This is a genomic window from Bradyrhizobium sp. WSM4872, assembly GCF_055811715.1.
In genome coordinates this window covers 71590-88844 of sequence record NZ_JBVVPT010000003.1, presented here as the reverse complement: position 1 = coordinate 88844, position 17255 = coordinate 71590, and the positions used below count along the sequence as shown (strand labels likewise).

Genomic DNA, 17255 nt, shown 5'->3' with positions numbered 1-17255 from the left:
GGCGTTGCCCGGGCGTTGCTCTTGGGCAACGTCTTGGAATGAAAATGAAATTACGGCGCGCTCGACCGTTTGCGGCGTCGGTGAAATTGTCTACAAGCGGCTTGAACTTGGGGAATCTCCAGACCGGCGTTGGGGTTGGGTCTGGTACGGAATGATAAGGGCGCGTTGCGCAATGAAGTTTGGACTGCGACTCCGGGGGGGCTTGCTCGCAACCCTGATCATGTTCGGCGCGCCGGTGCTTGCCCCGGTTGGGGCTGCCTTTGTGTCTTCGTCTGCGCTTGCTCAGACCGTGCAGTCGATTTCCGTCGAAGGAAATCGCCGGGTCGAGGTGGAGACGATCCGCTCCTACTTCAAGCCGGGTCCCGGCGGTCGCCTGGATCAGGGTGCCATCGACGACGGCCTCAAGGCGCTGATCGAGACCGGCCTGTTCCAGGACGTCAGGATCAACCGCGGCGCCGGTGGCCAGATCGTCGTCTCCGTGGTGGAAAACCCGGTGATCGGCCGCATTGCCTTCGAGGGCAACAAGAAGATCAAGGACGAGCAGCTCACCGGTGAAGTCCAGTCCAAGGCGCGCGGCACCTTCTCCCGCGCCATGGTGCAGTCCGACACGCTGCGAATCGCCGAAATCTATCGCCGTTCCGGCCGCTACGACGTCCGCGTCACGCCTGAAGTCATCGAGCAGCCGAACAACCGCGTCGATCTCATCTTCACGGTCGAGGAGGGCGCCAAGACCGGCGTCAAGTCGATCGAGTTCGTCGGCAACAACGCGTACTCGTCCTACCGCCTGCGCGACGTCATCAAGACGCATGAATCGAATCTGCTGAGCTTCCTCGCCAGCAGCGACATCTACGATCCCGATCGGGTCGAGGCCGACCGCGACCTGATCCGCCGCTTCTATCTCAAGAACGGTTTCGCCGACGTCCAGGTCGTCGCCGCGCTCACCGAATACGATCCGGAGAAGAAGGGCTTCAACGTCACCTTCAAGATCGAGGAAGGCTCGCAATACCGGGTCGGCTCGATCGACTTCCGCTCCAGCATTCCGAACTTCGATCCCACATCGATGCGCAACTATTCGCGCGTCAATGTCGGTTCGCTCTACAACGTCGAATCGGTCGAGAAATCGGTCGAGGAGATGCAGATCGAAGCCTCGCGGCGCGGTTATGCCTTCGCCGTGGTCCGTCCCGGCGGCGACCGCAATTTCGAGGCGCACACCGTGTCGGTCGTGTTCAACATCGACGAGGGTCCGCGCACCTATATCGAGCGTATCAACCTTCGCGGCAACACCCGCACGCGCGACTACGTGATTCGTCGCGAGTTCGACGTCTCCGAAGGCGATGCCTACAACCGCGCGCTGGTCGACCGTGCCGAGCGCCGCTTGAAGAACCTCGACTATTTCAAGAGCGTGAAGATTACGACGGAGCCCGGCTCGTCGAGCGACCGCGTGATCCTGCTCGTCGACATGGAAGAGAAATCGACCGGCGACTTCTCGGTCTCGGGTGGTTACTCCACCACCGACGGCGCGCTGGCCGAAGTCTCGGTCTCCGAGCGCAATTTGCTCGGCCGCGGCCTGTTCGCCAAGGCGGCGGTGACCTACGGCCAGTATGCCCGCGGCTACTCGCTGTCGTTCGTCGAACCCTATCTGCTCGACTACCGGGTCGCGCTCGGTCTCGACCTCTATCAGCGTGAGCAGAAGTCCAACAGCTACATCTCCTACGGCACCAAGACGCTCGGCTTCTCGCCGCGCCTCGGTTTCTCCCTGCGTGAAGATCTGTCGCTGCAGGTGCGCTACTCGATCTACAGGCAGGAAATCACGCTGCCGTCCTACCTGGCGAACTGTAACAACAATTTGGGCACGGCGGCTTTTAACCCGAGCCCGGCCTTCGCCAATGCAAATGGGATCGACCTAAGCTCGACGAACGGCCTCGGCTGCTACAGCGATGGCGAAGCTTCGCTGCCGGTGCGCAAGGAGCTTGCCAACGGCAAGACCCTGACCTCGGCGCTCGGCTACACGCTGACCTACAACACGCTCGACAACAACAAGAACCCCACCGACGGTCTGTTGGTCGATTTCCGGCAGGACTTCGCCGGCGTCGGCGGCGATGTCTCCTATCTGAAGACTGTGGTCGACGCGAAGTACTACACTCCTCTGGTGTCGGATATCGTCGGTCTCGTTCGCCTCCAGGGCGGCATGCTGAACAAGATGGGCAGCGATCTGCGCATGCTCGATCATTTCCAGATGGGTCCGAACCTCGTCCGCGGCTTTGCCCCGAACGGTATCGGACCGCGCGATTTGAACCCCTTCGGTACGCAGGACGCGCTTGGCGGCACCAAATATTGGGGTGCTTCGCTCGAATTGCAGATGCCGTTCTGGTTCCTGCCGAAGGAAGTGGGTCTGAAGGGCGCCGTCTACGCCGACGCTGGCGGGCTGTTCGACTATCAGGGCCCGACGACGTGGTCGGTGACGAACGAAATGACCACGACCAAGAATTCGACGTGCACGCCGTCGACCGTCAATCCAGCCTCGGCTGGAACCTGCACCGGCCTGGTGTATGACAACGGCAATGCGGTCCGCTCGTCGGTCGGTGTCGGCTTGATCTGGGCCTCGCCGTTCGGTCCGCTGCGCTTCGACTACGCCGTGCCGCTGACCAAGGGCAAGAACGACCGTACGCAGGAGTTCCGGTTCGGCGGCGGCACCTCGTTCTAATTCGAACAGCAAGGCACGATCCGGACTACGGAGCCGGTTTCCGAAAGGGATCGTGCCAATCCAGGAGATGAGGCATGATGCGGCTTGGCCGCTTCATGCCGAAGCCGGACCGCGACGGGGTGGAATGGCGCAGCCGACCTTCTTCACACAGCCGCCCGCCTCAGCGCTGGCCGACATAGCCACGCTGACCAAGGCGGAGCTGGTCGATCCCGCCAGGGGCGGCCAAATCATCAGGGGTCTGGCTTCGCTCGACGAAGCCGGCCCGATGCACCTGACGTTCTTCGACAATCTCAAATACGCCGATGAGCTCAAGGCGACCAAGGCCGGTGCTTGCCTGGTGAGCCCACGCTTCGAGGCCCGGGTGCCCGCGCATGTCGCCGTGCTGCGGGCGCCACAGCCGTTCCGCGCCTTCGTCAGGATCGCGCGGGAGTGGCATGGCGACGCGCTCCGGCCGCAATCCTGGACCGGCAACGACGGCATCGCGCCGTCGGCCGTCATCGATCCGACGGCCAGGCTCGAGGACGGCGTGATCGTCGATCCCCTGGCCGTGATCGGCCCTGACGTGGAGATCGGCAGCGGCACGGTGGTCGGTGTGGGGGCCGTGATCGGCCCCGGCGTCAAGATCGGCCGGGACTGCAATGTCGGCGCACGCACGGCCATCCAGTGCGCGCTGATCGGCAACGACGTGCTGATCCACCCCGGCTGCTCGATCGGCCAGGACGGCTACGGATTCATCTTCTTCGGCCCCGAGGGCCATCTGAAGGTGCCCCAGACCGGCCGCGTGCTGATTCAGAACAACGTGGAGGTCGGCGCCGGCACCACCATTGATCGGGGCTCCTTGCGCGACACCGTGATCGGCGAGGGGACCAAAATCGACAATCAGGTCCAGATCGGCCACAATGTGACCATTGGCCGGCACTGCCTGCTGGCAGCCCAGATCGGCCTTGCCGGCAGCCTGACCCTCGGCGACAACGTGGCGCTGGGAGCGAAGGTGGGCATCAACAATCACGTCAAGATCGGGGATGGAGCTCAGGTGACTGCCATGAGCGGCGTCAAGGACGACGTTCCTCCCAACGGACGCTGGGGTGGTTTTTTCGCCAAGCCGACCAGGCAATGGTTCAAGGAAATATTGGCGGTGGAGCGCTTGGCGCGCGACAGCAAGGCCGATCCGAAGCAGGAGGAACGGGAGTGACGGACGAAGCACCGGTCAGGTTCGAGCTTGTGGACATCAACATGATCCTGCAAACGCTGCCGCACCGTTTTCCGATGCTGCTGATCGATCGCGTGATCAACATCCGCACCGATTACAGCGGCATCGGCATCAAGAACGTCACCTTCAACGAACCGCCGTTCCAGGGCCACTTTCCCGATCGCCCGGTCTATCCCGGCGTCATGATGATCGAAGCGATGGCGCAGACCGCGGGTGTGATCGGCATCAAGTCGGTCGAGGGCACCGACAAGCCGCGCGCGGTCTATTTCCTGACCATCGACAAGTGCAAGTTCCGCAAGCCGGTGCTGCCCGGCGATACCATCGAATACCACATGCGCTCGATCGGCCGCCGCAAGGCCATGTGGTGGTTTCACGGCGACGCCAAGGTCAATGGCCAGGTGGTTGCGGAGGCCGACGTCGGCGCCATGCTGACCGACTGAGCGGGATCAACTTCTCTGGATACGCTCGCGTGCAGCACACGCGTACCGGCCACCGCTGACCTCGCGCTTGATGTTCTGCTTGAAGAACTGGCCCATGGACGGTGCGCCCAGCAGGCGCTCGACCGTGTCGATTGGCACGCCGCAATAGCGGTCATAAACGCCGTCCACTGCCACGACGAGGGCCTGCTGCGCCCGGTCGTAACAGACCCGCTGGAGCACCGTGCTGCGGGTAATGTCGCGGCATTCGAATGTCTTGAGATCGACGAGGCGGTTTTCGCCGGTCTCGATCGTCTCGGACACGATCGGCGCTGCGGCGAGCTGTGCGAGCAGAAGTGCCAGGGCCCTGACCACGATACCTGAAGCTCCGCGTGAACTTGTTGATGCGCCGGGAAGGCTGCCTCATCCGGCACTTGAAACAGGGAGAGATCATACGTCACTGGACAGATCGGGCATAGTCGCGCTAACCAGCGGAAAACCGAGCGACTTCAACACCTAATCAGACCTTCTTGATGAGTCAGATTGCTTGATGAGTAAGATTGATCCCACCGCACGGGTCGCGGACGGCGCCGTGATCGGCGAGGGCACCGAGATCGGACCCTATTGCATCATCGGCCCGCATGTCGTGATCGGCACGAACTGCAAGCTGATCGGGCATGTGCATATCACCGCGCAGACCACGATCGGTGACGATTGCACCATCTATCCGTTCGCCTCGCTCGGCACGCCGCCGCAATCGCTCAGCTATCGTGGCGAGTTGACGAAGCTCAAGATCGGTTCGGGCTGCACCATCCGCGAGTCCGTGACCATGAACGCCGGCACGGTCGCAGGCGGCGGCATCACAGAGGTCGGCGACCGCAACTACTTCATGAACTGCAGCCATGTCGGCCATGACTGCCATGTCGGCAACGACGTGATCTTCGCGACCTCGGCCACGCTTGGCGGTCACTGCGAGATAGGTGATTTCGTCTTCATCGGCGGTCTGTCCGCCGTGCACCAGTTCACCCGCATCGGCCCGCAAGTTATGGTCGGAGGCGTGTGCGGCGTGCGCGACGACGTCATTCCGTTCGGTCTCGTCAACGGCCAGTATGCCGTGCTCGAAGGCCTCAACCTGATCGGCATGAAGCGGCGCAAGTTCACAAAGCAGCGGCTTGCGACCGTGCGCGCGTTCTATCAGAAACTCTTCCATGGCCCCGCTACCTTTGCCGAACGCCTGGAGGCGGCGCGACCGCTCGCCGGCGAAGATCCTGCGATCGGCGAAATCCTCGACTTCATCGGCAAGGGCAAGCGCCCGCTCTGTCTTCCTGCCATCGCGAAGTGATGATGCGATGGCCCCGGGCATGACATCGGTGGCTTCGGAGATTTCATCGCCGGTCGGCGTGGTCGCGGGCGGCGGCGCGATGCCGTTCGCGGTTGCCGACTCGCTCGCGGCCCGCGGCATTACACCAGTGCTGTTTCCCCTTCGGGGGGCCTGCGATCCGGCACGGGTGGAAAAATTCCGTCATCGCTGGATCTCGGTCGGCCAGCTCGGCCGCGCCATGCGGCTGTTTCGCGAGGAGGGCTGCCGCGACCTGATCTTCATCGGCACGCTGGTACGGCCTTCGCTCTCGGAGGTTCGGGTCGACTTCACGACGCTCCGGCTGCTCGGCAATGTCATCCGCGCCTTCCGCGGCGGCGACGATCATTTGTTATCCGGCGTCGGGCGCATTCTCGAGCAAGGCGGCTTTCGCATGGTCGGCATCAAGGATGTCGCGCCCGACCTCTTGATGCCCGAGGGCTGCATCAGCCGCGCCTGGCCGAGCGACACCGGCAAGACCGACATCGAGCGCGGACGCGCGGTGCTGACCGCGCTCGGTCCGTTCGACATCGGCCAGGCTGCGATCGTGATCGACGGCCATGTGGTGGCGGTCGAGGATATCGAGGGCACCGATGCGCTGCTCGCGCGCGTCGCGCGGCTGCGCGAAGAGGGCCGCATCCGCGCTGCCACCCGGCGGGGCGTGCTGGTGAAGGTCCCAAAGAGCGGGCAGGACCTGCGCTTCGACCTGCCGACGATCGGCCCGCGCACCCTCGAGGGCGTCGCCGCCGCAGGGCTGGCCGGGATCGCCGTCGTTGCCGGCAACACCATCGCCGCCGAGCCGGAGGCGATGATCGCGCTCGCCGACGCCAAATATCTCTTCGTCATCGGCCTGCCGGCGTGATGCAAGGCCGCGATCCCAAGCGCAAGATATTCCTGATCGCCACGGAGGAATCCGGCGACCGGCTCGGCAGCGCCTTGATGAAGGTGCTGCGGCAGCGCCTCGGCGACGGCGTGCAGTTCGTGGGCGTCGGCGGCCACACCATGGCGCGTCAGGGGCTCGAAACGCTGTTTCCGATCGAGCAGCTCTCGATCGTCGGCTTCGCCGCGGTCGTGCAGCAATTGCCGAAAATCCTGCGGCTGATCCGCGAGACGGCGGAGGCCGTGACTGAAGCCGCGCCGGACGCGCTCGTCATCATCGACAGTCCCGACTTCACCCACCGTGTCGCCCGCCGCGTGCGGGCGCGGAATCCGGCGATCCCGATCGTCGACTACGTCTCGCCGCAGCTCTGGGCCTGGCGGCCGGGACGGGCGCGGACCATGCTCGGCTATGTCGACCATGTGCTCGGCCTGTTGCCGTTCGAGCCGGAGGAATATCGCAAGCTCGGCGGGCCACCATGCAGCTATGTCGGCCATCCCCTGATCGAGCAATTGCCCTCGCTGCGGCCGAACGCTGAGGAGCAGGCGCGCCGCGACGGCGAGCCGCCGGTCTTGCTGGTGCTGCCCGGCAGCCGCCGCAGCGAGATCAGGCACCATCTCGACGTGTTCGGCGCGACGCTCGGCCGATTGCAGACGGACGGCCGCGGGTTCGAACTGATGTTGCCGACCATGCCGCATCTCGAGGCCACCATCCGCGAAGGCGTCGCGAACTGGCCGGTCAAGCCTCAAATCGTGGTCGGCGAGAACGAGAAGCGCGCCGCCTTCCGCATCGCGCGCGCGGCACTGGCAAAATCCGGCACGGTGACGCTGGAGCTCGCGCTGTCGGGCATTCCGATGGTGACGGCCTATCGCGTCGGCGCGATCGAAGCCTTCATCCTGCGCCGCGCGATCCGCGTCTCCTCGGTGATTCTCGCCAATCTCGTGATCGGCAAGGATGTCATCCCGGAGTTCCTGCAGGAAGACTGCACGCCGGAGAAGCTGGCGCCTGTGCTGTCGCAGCTTCTGACCGACTCACCGCTGCGCCGCCAGCAGGTGGAAGCGTTCGCCCAGCTCGATACGATCATGTCGACCGGCAACAAGTCGCCGAGCGTGCTGGCAGCGGATATCGTGCTGGCGACCATGCGCAAGGGCAGGCGGGTTAGCTAGTCTAGGACGCGTACTCACAAGCGTCGGCTTGCGGCGCTAAGCGGAAGTCTCCCACGTAAAGCGCGGTCGCCGGCTTGTGACCCGAAGCTGACGTCAGGTTGTGCGGACGGAAACTTGCAGGTCGCGAATAGGTTGCTAACATGAAGCCATGCGACCATTCCTCATTTCTCATCGGATAGGCATGGCATTTCGGAGCGCCCCGATTTTCCTGCGGACGCTTATGCGGTTCTTAAGGACTAAGATTGCCGAGGCCCTATCGCGGAGGTCGTCGTATCTCAGCACCTTCGAGCGAATTGAGTTGACACGAGGGGTATACTTCCTCGTCTCAGTCCCGGAGGCGGAAGTGAAATTGATGTCAGTAGGAGATGGGGGTTCCGCAATCATACAGTCGATGACCCTCTCAATCGATGATACCAAACAAATATTCCAATCAATCGATCGCGCGTACGATTGTCGAGAATTTGCTGAAATTCAGCTCGGCGATTTGAGGTGGAAGACGGACTGTCGTGTCCGATCAAATCCGGACAGAGTGACGATCTCCTTCGAACGAGGCTGGGAGCGAACGCGCACAGATTTGAGGCGGCAAGACATAGCGGCGGCAATAGCCAGCTTTAGCGATCTGTTTAGAGCCAAATAGAGGCAGCTACCGGTAGGTCAGCTTGTGGCCCATCGCTGCCGTTTACTCAGTGCCGCTACATGTCGGGTCGGAAGGATAGACCAGAAGTTTGAACCGAGCGCCGAACCGACGCTATTGACCCAACCCGGACATGATCTATCCGGTCATGGCAATTGACAGCGTTTCTCATCTGGATCATTTTATCGTCAGGTTGATACGACCTGCTGCTTGCGCCCCTGTGGGGATGGTAAACGTATTATAGGTCTTTCACAGATCTTTGCCCGAACGAACGGGTCAGCAACGCAAGCTCCTGGCACCTCGGTTTCGTTCAAAGCAAAGGATGAAAGATGATGCGCGATTATCGCCACGCCAAAGCCATGGCGCAAACGGCTCGGGCCTTTCTCGCTGACCACGGTGCGAAGATTACCAATAGCCAAAGCCTTGAACTGATTGCCAAGGCGTTTGGCGTTGCCGATTGGAACACACTTGCAGCTGCAATTCGCGGCGAGGTTACCGCGCCGCGCATGAAGGGTGTGACGCCATCAACCACAGTCGATGCGGGGATTAAGCCTCGGCCACTTCGGTTTTCTACCGAACTTGAAATCACTCTGCAGCGCGCCCTCGGCTATGCAGATGCGCGAAAACACCAGTATACGACGCTAGAACACCTGCTGCTCGCGCTGACAAATGACGCGAATGCTTCGAAGGTGATGCAAGCGTGCTATGTCGATCCTGCGGCGCTCCAGAAAAGTCTGACTGACTACATCGACAACGAGTTGCTAGCCATCGTGGTCGAAACCGGCGCGCTCCCCGGCGAATCTCGCCCGACGGCGGCGCTTCAGCGTGTAATGCGGCGCGCTATCTCGCACGCCGAGCAAATGGGCCAGCAGGAGGTTACCGGCGATAACATGATGGTCGTTATCTTTGCCGAGCGGCTAAGCCCGGCAGTGCGACGGCTCTATAGTCAGAAGATGACTGCTCAGGATGCGGCGAACTTCGTTGAGCGCGGCATCATTAAACGAAGTGGCACCGCCGCGCCCTGATCGTTGCGGTGCCGCGCCCAATTTGGGGCTTCCGCAACTGGCCCAACTCGGACCCAGGGTGAGGTGCGCTCACGCGGCTTCTGTCGGAGACGGAGCGGACCTCTACGACAGCGGCTCGGATCACGCTCTAGCCGAGACCAGCATCGACCTGAAAACATTGCCGCGTGATGCGCTGGCTGTCGTCGGAGGCGAGGAACAGCGCCATGTTGGCGATGTCGTCGGGTGTCACCGCGTCGGGAATGGCCTGACGCGTGCGCAGCTCGGCGATCACCTGGTCGTCGGGATACCACAGCCGGCGCTGACGCTCCGTGATCACCATCCCCGGCGCTATCGCGTTGACGCGGATGCGGTCGGGCCCGAGCGACCGGGCCAGGGAGTTGGTGAAGCCGACGATCGCGGCCTTCGCCGCGGCGTAGACCGGCAGCCCCGGCGCGCCGCGCATCCAGGCAATCGACGACATGTTGATGATCGAACCGCCGCCGCGCGCCTGCATCTGCGGCACCACCGCTTGCGCGGCAAAGAAGACGTGCTTGAGGTTGACGCCGATCATCCAGTCGAACTCGGCCGGGGTGACCTCGGCCAGCACCTGACGCTGATCATTGGCGGCGTTGTTGACGAGAACCGCGGCATCGCCAAGCGATCTGTGCACCTGCGCCATGGCGCCGCGCAAGGCGTCGATGTCGAGGAGGTCGCAGGGCACGAACAAGGGTGCGGTTCCAGCCGCGGCCTTCACTTCCGCGACCAGCGCCCGGCCGGCTGCTTCATCGAGATCCAGGAACGCGACGCGAGCCCCCTGGGCTGCGAACGCCCGCACGAAGGCGGCACCGATGCCGCTGGCGCCACCGGTGATCAACACCACGCGATCCCTAAGACCGGCATAGCTCGTTCTTGTCATGCGATCAGTCGCTCCGTCTCGGGGTCGAACAGGCAGATGCGGCGCGTGTCGAGCGCGAACGGGGCGGCGGCGCCCGGTGTGGGGCGGATGTCCGGCGTGATGCGCGCCAGCGCAGGCTCGCCGCCAAGCCGCAGCAGCACGATCGTTTCGGCTCCGGTCGGCTCGACCATCTCCACCGGCGCATTGACGACGACGGGCGGATCGGCGGAGAACACGCGGCTGCCCTCGGCGATGCATTCCGGCCTGATCCCGACCACCACGTCACGGCCGACGAAGGGGGCCGCCGCGTCGTATTGGCCAAGGCGGAGGCGGACCTCGTCCGGCCGCCCCGCGCCGATCACGACCACCGGGCCGCCGGCATCGGCCTCGAGCCGTGCCGGCATCGTGTTCATCGGCGGCGAACCCATGAAACGGGCCACGAACAGATTGGCGGGATAGCGATACACGGTGTCAGGGTCGGCAAACTGCTGCACCACGCCCCGATGCATCACGGCGATGCGCGTCGCCATCGTCATCGCCTCGATCTGGTCATGGGTGACATAGACGATGGTGGCGCCGATGCGCTGGTGCAGCCGCTTGATCTCCATCCGCATCTCGACGCGCAGCTTGGCGTCGAGATTGGAGAGCGGCTCGTCGAACAGGAAGAGCAGGGGATCGCGCACCAGCGCCCGGCCCATTGCCACACGCTGGCGCTGGCCGCCGGAGAGCTGCGAGGGCTTGCGACCGAGCAGCGGCTCGATCTGGAGCAGCTTGGCGACATTCGCCAGCGCCTTGTCCTGCTCCGGCTTCGGGACGTGGCGGCATTCCATGCCGAAGGTGATGTTCTGGCGCACTGTCATCGACGGATAGAGCGCGTAGGACTGGAACACCATGGCGATGTCGCGGTCCTTCGGTGGAATGTCGTTGACGACACGTCCGCCGATTTCCACGGTGCCTGCGCTCGGAAGGTCGAGCCCTGCGATGATGTTGAGCAGCGTGGATTTGCCGCAGCCGGATGGGCCGACGAGCACGGTGAATTCACCGCTCTCGATGTCGAGATCGATGCCCTTGAGCACCTCCAGATTGGCGTAGCGCTTGGAAAGGGAGCGAATGCTTAGTGCTGCCATGACAATCCGATCATTTCACGGCCCCGGCGGTGAGGCCGCGTACGAAATACTTGCCACCGATCAGATAGATCAGCAGGGTTGGCAAGGCGGCGATCATCACCGCCGCGCTTTGCACGCCATGCTGCGGGATGTCGGCAACGGCGGCCGATAGCGCGATCAGTGCGGCGGTGACCGGCTGCTGCTGACCGGTCGTGAATGTCACGCCGTAGAGAAACTCGTTCCAGATATGCGTGAACTGCCAGATCACGGTGACGACCAGAATGGGCGGCGAGAGTGGCAGGATGATGCGCCAGAAAATACGAAAGAACCCTGCGCCATCGATGCGCGCAGCTCTTATCAAATCCTGCGGGATGGCAGTGTAGTAGTTTCGGCAGAACAAGACGGTAAAGGAGAGTCCCTGGATCGTGTGGATCACGACCAGGCCAGTTAGCGTGTTCATCAGGCCCGTGTCGCGCAACACGATGGTCCAGGGAAGCAAGCGCATCTGCTGGGGAAGGAAGAGGCCAAGGGTCACGATGCCGTAGATCCAGCTATCGCCGCGAAAACGCCAGAGCGATACGGCGTAACCGGCGACAGCACCCAGCAGAGTCGAGAAGATCGTCGCGGGAATCGTGACGAGCGCGGAGTTCAGCATGTACGGCCGGATGCCGGCGCAGGTCTCGGCGACGCAGAAGCCGCTCCAGGCGGCGGCGTAGTTGCTCCATGCCCATTGCTTCGGCCAGCCGATCATCGAGGCCTGTGCGATCTCCTCATTGGTACGGAGCGAATTCAGCACGACAACAGCCAGTGGCGCGAGCCACGCTGCAGCGACCAGCGACACCACGAGATAGATCAGTATCCGGCCTGGTGCGATGGTTCGCTCACGCATGGATCGCCCGCCGCCGCTGGACGTAACGCCACGCTGCATAGGGCAGCAAAACCGCGAGAAGAATGAGCAACATGAGCACTGCCGCCGCCGCTCCCCGTCCGAGCAGGCTGCGCTGGAACATCAGGTCGTAGACGACGAGAGCCGGCAGCTGGGTGGCGATCCCGGGCCCACCATTGGTGAGCGCGCGGACGAGGTCGAAGGTCGAAATCGCGAACTGCAGCTGGATGACGATGACGGTGATGGTGATCGGCCAAAGGGTCGGCAGGATGACCCGCCGGTACATTCGGATCGGTCCGGCGCCGTCGATCTGCGCGGCCTTGATCAGGTCGGCGTCGACGGAGCGGAGGCCGGCGAGGAACAGCGCCATGGCAAAACCGGAGGACTGCCAGATCGCAGCAATGACAATGGTCCAAATGGCCATGTCGCGATCGATCAGCCAGTCGAACCGGAACGAGGTCCAGCCGAGATCGCGGACCAGCTTCTGGATCCCGAGGCCAGGATTGAGCAGCCAACTCCAGACCGTGCCGGTGACCACGAACGACACCGCCAGAGGGTAGAGGAAGATAGACCGCAGCAGGTTCTCGCCGCGTATGCGCTGATCGAGCAGGATCGCAAGGATGAGGCCAGCCGCCAGACTCAGCAACACGAAGGCACAGCCAAACAGCAGCAGATTGTCCAGGGCAATCTGCCAATTCCGCGATGCTGCAACCGAAGAATAGTTGCGCAAGCCGACCCAGCCCGAGACCGGGACCAGTGTGGACGGTGTGAACGATATCCAGATCGTCCAGAGCGTAAACGCAATGAGGTGCGCGGCGGACAGCAGCAGCGGCACCCAGATCGTCAAATATTCGGGCAGCCGGCGCACCCAGTCAAAGGCCGCCGGCCGGCCCGGTGTTGTCGAGACGGCGATCGTCAACGTGAGCTCTCGACGGCCTCGGCGAGGCGTATGGCCGCTTGCTCGGGCTTGATCGTCTTGTTCTTCACGTACTCCGTGATCACGTCGATCATCGCTGCGGTCATGCCGTTTTCCTGCGCCATGTTGTGCGCGAGGCTGAGGACGGCCTGATTGCTGGCGATCGCGTCTTTCAGGGCTGCTGCCGTCCGCCGTTGACCGTCCGACCAGCCTTCGCCCGACAGATCGACATCGGTGCGCACGGGGATCGATCCCGTGATCTGCGAATACATGGTCTGGATCGCTGGATCCATCACGAGCTGGGCCATCAGCGTCTGGCCGGCTTGCAGGTCGGCCTCCTTGCGCTGCCAGAATATGAAGGCATCGGCATTCAACAGGAAGACCGGCTTGCTATTGTCGCTCGGGCCCGGAGCGATCATGAAGTCCTCGAACTTGAAGCCGGCGTTGCGCAAAACGCCCTGCGCCCACCCGCCCATGATCATCATGCCCATGTCGCCGTCGACGAAGCGCTTCAGGTTGGTTGAAAAGTGCTGGGCGCCGACATTGGGGTCCATCCAGTCGGCGATCTTGCGCACCTGGACGAAGGCGGCTTTTATCTCGGGGCCCTCCAGGGCCTTCTTGTCGAGGTTCATGATGGCTGCGCGGTATGCAGTGGGACTGATGCCTGCCAAAGCGGCCTCGAATTTTTGGCCGTCGTCCGGGCGGGTGCCACCGTTGGCGATAGGATAGGGGACGCCGCCTGCTTTCATCTTTTCGGCGAGGTCGTTGAACTCAGCCCATGTGACGGGGACCTTGTCGGCCTTGGCCTTGTCCATCGCGCGTTTGGAGAGAAACAGCATGTTGGTGCTGTAGATCTGCAACGGCAGCGCAATCCACTTGCCCCCCGGCTTGTGCAATTTTGCAAGGTCTGGCGCGACAACCTTTTCATAGCCTGCGGCAGCGACGACGGCATCGAGATCGACGGTTGGGGCAATCTTCGACCAGGCCGCGATCTCGGGGCCCTTGAGCTGCGAGCAGGCCGGTGGATCGCCGGCCATGATCTGGGCACGCAGCTTGTTCATCATCTCGGTGGTGAAGCCGGGGACGGGCGAATGCTGCCAAACCCCGCCCTTCTCCTCGAATTTCTTGCCGAGGGCCGTGATGGCGGCGCCATCGCTGCCTGCGGACCATTGCGAGATCGCAGTCAGACGCGGCTTGATCGCGCCTTGCGCGCGGGCAAATGCCGGCAGCCCGAGCGCGGCGGCAGATCCGGCGAGCAGTTGGCGCCTTGTTGTCGTGATCGGCATGGCAAGTTCCTCCCGGTGTGAACTCTTTCGCGCGAGAGCCGCGCGGCATCAGGTATCTCAGGCGGCCTCGATTGATGCGGCCGGCATGCCGCCGCGGCAAGCGAGGCAGAAAGCCGCGAATGCCAGCGCCGCCCGCGGATCGTTGCCATGCGACGGCGGCACGAAAGCGAGCGACACTTGCGCGTGCTTGCGGCCGCCCAACAGGCAGGCGTCGATCCCCTCGACGAGCGCGTTGCGATCGTCCTCGGCGAGAAGCGATGGCCAGCCGCTGATCGCGACGCCCTTGCATGGCTTCACGTTCAGCGTGTTGCCGATCGCAAGCCCCAGCCGGAACAGCCGCCGGCGCAATTCCTGCGGCACGCGCGACGAGAGCGGTATTGCGGTTACCCATTCGCTGCCGAGTTGAAGCAACTCCGCTTCGGCGACGCCAAGAAGTCCGGCGAGGGCGGGAAGCGACGTATAGGCTTCGACGCAGCCATGATGACCACAGCGGCAAATTGGTCCGTCGGCTCCGAACACCATGTGGCCGAGTTCGACCGGCTGGAGGGCATCGTCCTCGATCGGATCATCCATCCAGGTGCCCGCGACGCCCTGGCCGACGAAGACGAACAGATGCGCGCCGCTGAATGGATAGTTCTCCGTGCGGCAACGGTGAAAGATGGCGTGCGCGACGACCGAATTGGTGAACTCGACCGGCACGCCGGCAAACGTCCCGCCGAACATCTCGCTGATACGCCCGATGTCGCAGGGAATGATCGGATTGCCTGACGCGCCCAGCCGGCCGAGGCCCGGAATGGAGACGCCGATCTGCGCGAGGGGGATGCGCCGGTGCCGCGTCCAGTCGCGCAGCAATGTCATGGCCTCGCGAAACGCCCGGCCGACCGTCGCGGCGGTCGGCGCGGCCGGCAGCGGCACGTGCCCGATGTCGTGCAGTTCACCCGACAGGCCCCCGATGCCGACGCTGAGCCGCTGGGTGGTCAGCTCGAAAGCCGCGAGCGCCACCGCCCCATCGAGCGACACGAGGCCGGTCGGGCCACCGACATAAGGGGCAGGGCGCCGCACCTCTTCGATCAGGCCTTCGGCCTTCAGGTCGAACAGGATGCGCGATAGGCTCGCTTCCGACAGGCGCACGGCCTTGGCCAGCGGCGGGCGAAACGACCCGCCTGACTGAAGCAGATGAGTCAAAATGGCAGCACGCGTCTGCCGCCGACTTCTCGGCTGCTCCGGCATTTCCATCCCTGTCGTCATTCTTACTTAGTGTAAGAATTTGCGCGCGAAGCGTTTCGACGTCAAGCGTCGGCCGACGCATTGCGCCGACTTGTTGTTGTGCGCGGCAGCAAGATTGTGTCGGCGCAAAATAAAAACGGCGCCATCCGGAGATGGCGCCGCTTCGAAAGCCGTGATGGCTCGACCTTACTTCCGGTTGTTGATCGCGACGTAGTCGCGGCGGGTGACGCCGGTGTAGAGCTGGCGCGGCCGGCCGATCTTCTGCTGCGGATCCTCGATCATCTCGCTCCACTGGCTGATCCAGCCGACGGTGCGGGCGACCGCGAACAGCACGGTGAACATCGAGACCGGGAAGCCCATCGCCTTCAGCGTGATGCCCGAATAGAAGTCGACGTTCGGGTAGAGCTTGCGGTCGATGAAGTACTGGTCGCTGAGCGCGATCTTCTCGAGCTCGAGCGCCACCTTCAGCATCGGATCGTCGCCATGGCCGGTCTCCTTGAGCACGGCGTGACACATCTTCTGCATGATCTTGGCGCGCGGATCGTAGTTCTTGTAGACGCGGTGACCGAAGCCCATCAGGCGGACTTCAGAATTCTTGTCCTTCACCTTGGCGATGAACTCGGGGATCTTGTCGACCGAGCCGATCTCGGCGAGCATCGCCAGCGCTGCTTCGTTGGCGCCGCCATGCGCCGGGCCCCACAGGCAGGCGATGCCGGCGGCGATGCAGGCGAACGGGTTGGCCCCGGAGGAGCCGGCGATACGCACCGTCGAGGTCGAGGCATTCTGCTCGTGGTCGGCGTGCAGGATGAAGATCTTGTCCAGCGCGTCAGCCAGCACCGGGTTGATCTTGTAGTCCTCGCACGGCACGGCGAAGCACATGTGCAGGAAGTTCTCGGCGAACTTCAGCGAGTTTTTCGGATACACGAAGGGCTGGCCGACCGTGTACTTGTAGGCCATCGCAGCCAGCGTCGGGATCTTGGCGATCATGCGCATGGAGGCGATCATGCGCTGCTTCGGATCGTTGATGTCGGTCGAGTCGTGATAGAACGCGGCGAGCGCGCCGACAGCCGCCACCATGATCGCCATCGGATGGGCGTCGCGGCGGAAGCCCTGGAAGAAGCGGGCCATTTGCTCGTGCACCATCGTGTGATGGATCACGCGGTCGTCGAAATCCTTCTTCTGGGCGGCGGTCGGAAGCTCCCCGAACAGCAGCAGATAGCAGGTCTCGAGGAAGTCGCCGTTCTCGGCGAGCTGCTCGATCGGATAGCCGCGGTATTCCAGCACGCCCGCGTCACCGTCGATATAGGTGATCTTGGACTGGCAGCTCGCGGTCGAGGTGAAGCCCGGGTCGTAGGTGAACAGGCCGGACTGGCCGTAGAGCTTGCCGATATCGATGACGTCGGGCCCGACGCTGCCGCTGTGGATCGGAAGATCGAAATTCTTGTTTCCGACCGTCAGTGTGGCGGTCTTATTGCTTGGTTTTGCGTCCATCAGAGGTCCCCGATGTATGGTGAAACGGGCCGGACCCGGAGGCCCCGATGAGATATCGCGGGGCAGGCCGGATGTTCCAG

General features: G+C 63.3%; 15 protein-coding genes. 7 read left to right on the top strand and 8 right to left on the bottom strand.

The window, feature by feature from the left end; all coding sequences use genetic code 11:
- The first annotated feature begins 172 nt into the window (after positions 1-172).
- From bamA to fabZ, 3 genes are all read left to right on the top strand, one after another.
- A complete protein-coding gene (bamA, locus tag AC0L3C_RS06090) occupies positions 173-2704 on the top strand; it encodes an outer membrane protein assembly factor BamA (RefSeq protein WP_473259967.1) in 2532 nt (843 codons plus the stop codon).
- 124 nt (positions 2705-2828) lie between these two features.
- Positions 2829-3896 (top strand): UDP-3-O-(3-hydroxymyristoyl)glucosamine N-acyltransferase, encoded by a 1068-nt coding sequence (gene lpxD, locus AC0L3C_RS06085; protein ID WP_473407437.1) that lies wholly within the window; start codon positions 2829-2831, stop codon positions 3894-3896.
- 41 nt (positions 3897-3937) lie between these two features.
- Positions 3938-4354, top strand: coding sequence for a 3-hydroxyacyl-ACP dehydratase FabZ (gene fabZ, locus AC0L3C_RS06080; RefSeq protein WP_051058562.1), 417 nt, complete (start codon positions 3938-3940; stop codon positions 4352-4354).
- A gap of 6 nt (positions 4355-4360) precedes the next feature.
- Here fabZ and AC0L3C_RS06075 read toward each other — a convergent pair whose 3' ends face one another.
- The gene (locus AC0L3C_RS06075; RefSeq protein ID WP_473259971.1) at positions 4361-4705 is read right to left on the bottom strand and encodes a KTSC domain-containing protein; all 345 of its coding nucleotides are present in this window, start codon (positions 4703-4705) and stop codon (positions 4361-4363) included.
- A gap of 175 nt (positions 4706-4880) precedes the next feature.
- Here AC0L3C_RS06075 and lpxA point away from each other — a divergent pair, with 175 nt between their 5' ends.
- The 4 genes from lpxA (at position 4881) to AC0L3C_RS06055 (ending at position 9389) form a co-directional block, all read left to right on the top strand.
- Positions 4881-5672 carry an acyl-ACP--UDP-N-acetylglucosamine O-acyltransferase gene (gene lpxA, locus AC0L3C_RS06070; protein ID WP_473407436.1) on the top strand — a complete coding sequence of 264 codons (792 nt, stop codon included), beginning with the start codon at positions 4881-4883 and terminating at the stop codon, positions 5670-5672.
- Positions 5673-5691: 19 nt separating this feature from the next.
- A complete protein-coding gene (locus AC0L3C_RS06065) occupies positions 5692-6549 on the top strand; it encodes an LpxI family protein (RefSeq protein WP_473407548.1) in 858 nt (285 codons plus the stop codon).
- Positions 6546-7730, top strand: coding sequence for a lipid-A-disaccharide synthase (gene lpxB / locus AC0L3C_RS06060; RefSeq protein WP_473407435.1), 1185 nt, complete (start codon positions 6546-6548; stop codon positions 7728-7730). Before AC0L3C_RS06065 ends, lpxB begins: the two co-directional genes overlap by 4 nt.
- A 963-nt stretch (positions 7731-8693) precedes the next feature.
- Positions 8694-9389: a Clp protease N-terminal domain-containing protein gene (locus AC0L3C_RS06055; RefSeq protein ID WP_473407434.1), complete on the top strand. Its 696-nt coding sequence runs from the start codon at positions 8694-8696 to the stop codon at positions 9387-9389.
- Between the two features lie 127 nt (positions 9390-9516).
- Here the strand turns inward: AC0L3C_RS06055 and AC0L3C_RS06050 are convergent, their stop codons facing one another.
- From AC0L3C_RS06050 to gltA, 7 genes are all read right to left on the bottom strand, one after another.
- Complete coding sequence (locus AC0L3C_RS06050; RefSeq protein WP_473407433.1) at positions 9517-10284, bottom strand: SDR family NAD(P)-dependent oxidoreductase; 768 nt, start codon at positions 10282-10284, stop codon at positions 9517-9519.
- The gene (locus AC0L3C_RS06045; protein WP_473407432.1) at positions 10281-11390 is read right to left on the bottom strand and encodes an ABC transporter ATP-binding protein; all 1110 of its coding nucleotides are present in this window, start codon (positions 11388-11390) and stop codon (positions 10281-10283) included. The genes AC0L3C_RS06050 and AC0L3C_RS06045 overlap by 4 nt, the downstream gene beginning before the upstream one ends.
- A gap of 10 nt (positions 11391-11400) precedes the next feature.
- Positions 11401-12258 (bottom strand): carbohydrate ABC transporter permease, encoded by an 858-nt coding sequence (locus AC0L3C_RS06040; RefSeq protein WP_473282853.1) that lies wholly within the window; start codon positions 12256-12258, stop codon positions 11401-11403.
- Positions 12251-13174, bottom strand: a complete 924-nt coding sequence (locus tag AC0L3C_RS06035) for a carbohydrate ABC transporter permease (RefSeq protein WP_473259987.1) — start codon at positions 13172-13174, stop codon at positions 12251-12253. Before AC0L3C_RS06035 ends, AC0L3C_RS06040 begins: the two co-directional genes overlap by 8 nt.
- Positions 13171-14457, bottom strand: coding sequence for an ABC transporter substrate-binding protein (locus AC0L3C_RS06030; RefSeq protein ID WP_473407431.1), 1287 nt, complete (start codon positions 14455-14457; stop codon positions 13171-13173). Before AC0L3C_RS06030 ends, AC0L3C_RS06035 begins: the two co-directional genes overlap by 4 nt.
- Positions 14458-14514: 57 nt before the next feature.
- A complete protein-coding gene (locus AC0L3C_RS06025; RefSeq protein ID WP_473407547.1) occupies positions 14515-15693 on the bottom strand; it encodes an ROK family transcriptional regulator in 1179 nt (392 codons plus the stop codon).
- A 177-nt stretch (positions 15694-15870) separates the two neighbouring features.
- Positions 15871-17175: a citrate synthase gene (gene gltA / locus AC0L3C_RS06020; RefSeq protein WP_018458093.1), complete on the bottom strand. Its 1305-nt coding sequence runs from the start codon at positions 17173-17175 to the stop codon at positions 15871-15873.
- Between the last annotated feature and the right edge of the window lie 80 nt (positions 17176-17255).

Coding starts and splice junctions, on each gene's coding strand:
- AC0L3C_RS06065 (WP_473407548.1), top strand. CDS start 5,692: ATGACATCGGTGGCTTCGGAGATTTCATCGCCGGTCGGCGTGGTCGCG.
- lpxA (WP_473407436.1), top strand. CDS start 4,881: ATGAGTAAGATTGATCCCACCGCACGGGTCGCGGACGGCGCCGTGATC.
- AC0L3C_RS06055 (WP_473407434.1), top strand. CDS start 8,694: ATGATGCGCGATTATCGCCACGCCAAAGCCATGGCGCAAACGGCTCGG.
- bamA (WP_473259967.1), top strand. CDS start 173: ATGAAGTTTGGACTGCGACTCCGGGGGGGCTTGCTCGCAACCCTGATC.
- lpxD (WP_473407437.1), top strand. CDS start 2,829: ATGGCGCAGCCGACCTTCTTCACACAGCCGCCCGCCTCAGCGCTGGCC.
- AC0L3C_RS06030 (WP_473407431.1), bottom strand. CDS start 14,457: ATGCCGATCACGACAACAAGGCGCCAACTGCTCGCCGGATCTGCCGCC.
- AC0L3C_RS06050 (WP_473407433.1), bottom strand. CDS start 10,284: ATGACAAGAACGAGCTATGCCGGTCTTAGGGATCGCGTGGTGTTGATC.
- fabZ (WP_051058562.1), top strand. CDS start 3,938: ATGATCCTGCAAACGCTGCCGCACCGTTTTCCGATGCTGCTGATCGAT.
- gltA (WP_018458093.1), bottom strand. CDS start 17,175: ATGGACGCAAAACCAAGCAATAAGACCGCCACACTGACGGTCGGAAAC.
- AC0L3C_RS06040 (WP_473282853.1), bottom strand. CDS start 12,258: ATGCGTGAGCGAACCATCGCACCAGGCCGGATACTGATCTATCTCGTG.
- AC0L3C_RS06025 (WP_473407547.1), bottom strand. CDS start 15,693: ATGGAAATGCCGGAGCAGCCGAGAAGTCGGCGGCAGACGCGTGCTGCC.
- AC0L3C_RS06045 (WP_473407432.1), bottom strand. CDS start 11,390: ATGGCAGCACTAAGCATTCGCTCCCTTTCCAAGCGCTACGCCAATCTG.